The 2,199-nt window shown below is 59.0% G+C and carries 2 protein-coding genes; both read right to left on the bottom strand.

All coding sequences use genetic code 11. From position 1 onward, the window contains the following. Positions 1-250: 250 nt before the first annotated feature. Complete coding sequence (gene asd / locus WBB95_RS28095; RefSeq protein WP_048718908.1) at positions 251-1,363, bottom strand: aspartate-semialdehyde dehydrogenase; 1,113 nt, start codon at positions 1,361-1,363, stop codon at positions 251-253. Positions 1,364-1,427: 64 nt separating this feature from the next. Next, on the bottom strand, positions 1,428-2,199 hold a 772-nt coding region (gene leuB / locus WBB95_RS28090; protein WP_424490542.1), incomplete at its 5' end, for a 3-isopropylmalate dehydrogenase.

Genomic DNA, 2,199 nt, shown 5'->3' with positions numbered 1-2,199 from the left:
GTTAGCCGTGTTGGGCCATGGATGGCCCGTCACGGCGGCCCACGGATTCAAGCCGGAGTGAGGGCACACCGAGCCTAAGCGAGGTGCCGAGTGGAGGGGCAAGAGCGTTTTGCTTACTTTTGCGCTCTATCAAAAGTGAGCCGCTGTAAGAGCGGAACCAATACAAGCCATCACCCAAATAACGGATATACCCCCATAAAAAAACCCGCGCCAGTCACCCAGCGCGGGCTTTTTCATTGCCTGACAGCAATCACCGCTCCAGCAAAATCCGCAGCATGCGACGCAGCGGTTCAGCCGCGCCCCACAGCAGTTGGTCGCCCACCGTAAACGCGCCCAGATACTGAGTACCCATGTTCAGCTTACGCAGACGGCCCACCGGTACATTCAGGGTGCCGGTGACCTTGGTAGGGCTCAGCTCCTGCATGCTGATATCGCGGTTGTTCGGCACCAGCTTGACCCATGGGTTGTGCTGGCTGATCAGCCCTTCGATATCGGCGATCGGCACGTCTTTGTTGAGTTTGATGGTCAGCGCTTGGCTGTGGCAACGCATGGCGCCAATGCGCACGCAGATGCCATCGACCGGGATCGGGCTCTTGAAGCGGCCGAGGATTTTGTTGGTCTCGGCCTGGGCCTTCCACTCTTCACGGCTCTGCCCGTTCGGCAGTTCCTTGTCGATCCACGGAATCAAGCTGCCGGCCAACGGCACGCCGAAGTTTTCGGTCGGGTAAGCGTCGCTGCGCATGGCTTCGGCCACACGGCGGTCGATATCAAGGATCGCACTGGCAGGATCGGCCAGTTGATCGGCGACGGCCGCGTGGGTTGCGCCCATTTGCTTGATCAGCTCACGCATGTTCTGCGCGCCGGCACCGGAGGCCGCCTGATACGTCATGGCGCTCATCCACTCGACCAGGCCGGCTTCGAACAAGCCGCCCAGGCCCATCAGCATCAAGCTGACGGTGCAGTTGCCACCGATGTAGTTCTTGGTGCCCGCATCCAGCTGCTGGTCGATGACCTTGCGGTTGACCGGGTCCAGAACGATGACCGCGTCATCCTGCATGCGCAGGCTCGATGCGGCGTCGATCCAGTAACCCTGCCAGCCCGCTTCGCGCAGCTTGGGGAAGACTTCGCTGGTGTAGTCGCCACCCTGGCAAGTCAAAATCACGTCGAGGGTTTTCAACTCTTCAATGCTGTAGGCGTCCTTGAGCGGCGCAATATCCTTGCCCACGGACGGCCCTTGGCCACCAACGTTAGAAGTGGTGAAAAACACCGGCTCAATAAGATCGAAATCCTGCTCTTCCAGCATCCGCTGCATGAGCACGGAACCGACCATACCGCGCCAACCGATCAGACCTACACGTTTCATCGCAACTACACCTTGTTAAAAAGTGGGCCGCCTTGCAGCAACAACTGCAAGCGGGCCCGAGAGATTACAGATTCCGCAGCGCGGCGACTACTGCGTCGCCCATTTCTTGTGTGCCAACCTTTGTGCAACCCTGCGACCAGATGTCGCCGGTGCGCAAACCCTGGTCGAGCACCAGGCTGACGGCCTTCTCGATGGCATCTGCCGCTTCAGTGAGGCTGAAGCTGTAGCGCAACATCATCGAGACCGACAGAATCGTCGCCAGCGGGTTGGCAATGCCTTGGCCCGCGATGTCCGGCGCCGAGCCGTGGCACGGCTCGTACATGCCTTTATTGTTGGTGTCCAGCGACGCCGACGGCAGCATGCCGATGGAGCCGGTGAGCATGGCGGCCGCATCCGAGAGGATGTCGCCAAACATATTATCCGTTACCATGACATCGAACTGCTTCGGTGCCCGTACCAGTTGCATGGCGGCATTGTCGACATACATATGATTCAGCTCGACATCACTGTACTCATCTGCAAGTCCGGTCATGACCGCGCGCCACAGTTCTGAAACCTCCAGAACGTTGGCCTTGTCAACCGAGCACAGTCGTCCGGACCGTTTACGTGCTATCTCGAATGCAGAGCGGCCGATGCGCTCGATCTCCGCTTCGGAATAGACCAGTGTATTAAAACCCTGCCGCTGACCGTCATCGAGTGTGCGAATGCCGCGTGGCTGACCGAAGTAAATGCCCCCGGTCAATTCACGAACGATCATGATATCGAGTCCGCTTACGACCTCCGGTTTCAGGGTCGAGGCGGATACCAGTTGAGGATACAGGATCGCGGGACGTAAA

Origin of the sequence: Pseudomonas sp., from assembly GCF_049645325.1 — a bacterium.
Taxonomy (GTDB): domain Bacteria; phylum Pseudomonadota; class Gammaproteobacteria; order Pseudomonadales; family Pseudomonadaceae; genus Aquipseudomonas.
This window is presented reverse-complemented; position numbering and strand designations above follow the sequence as displayed.

Bases quoted from the DNA above. Each gene is read 5' to 3' on its own strand.
- asd (WP_048718908.1), bottom strand. From the start codon at position 1,363: ATGAAACGTGTAGGTCTGATCGGTTGGCGCGGTATGGTCGGTTCCGTG.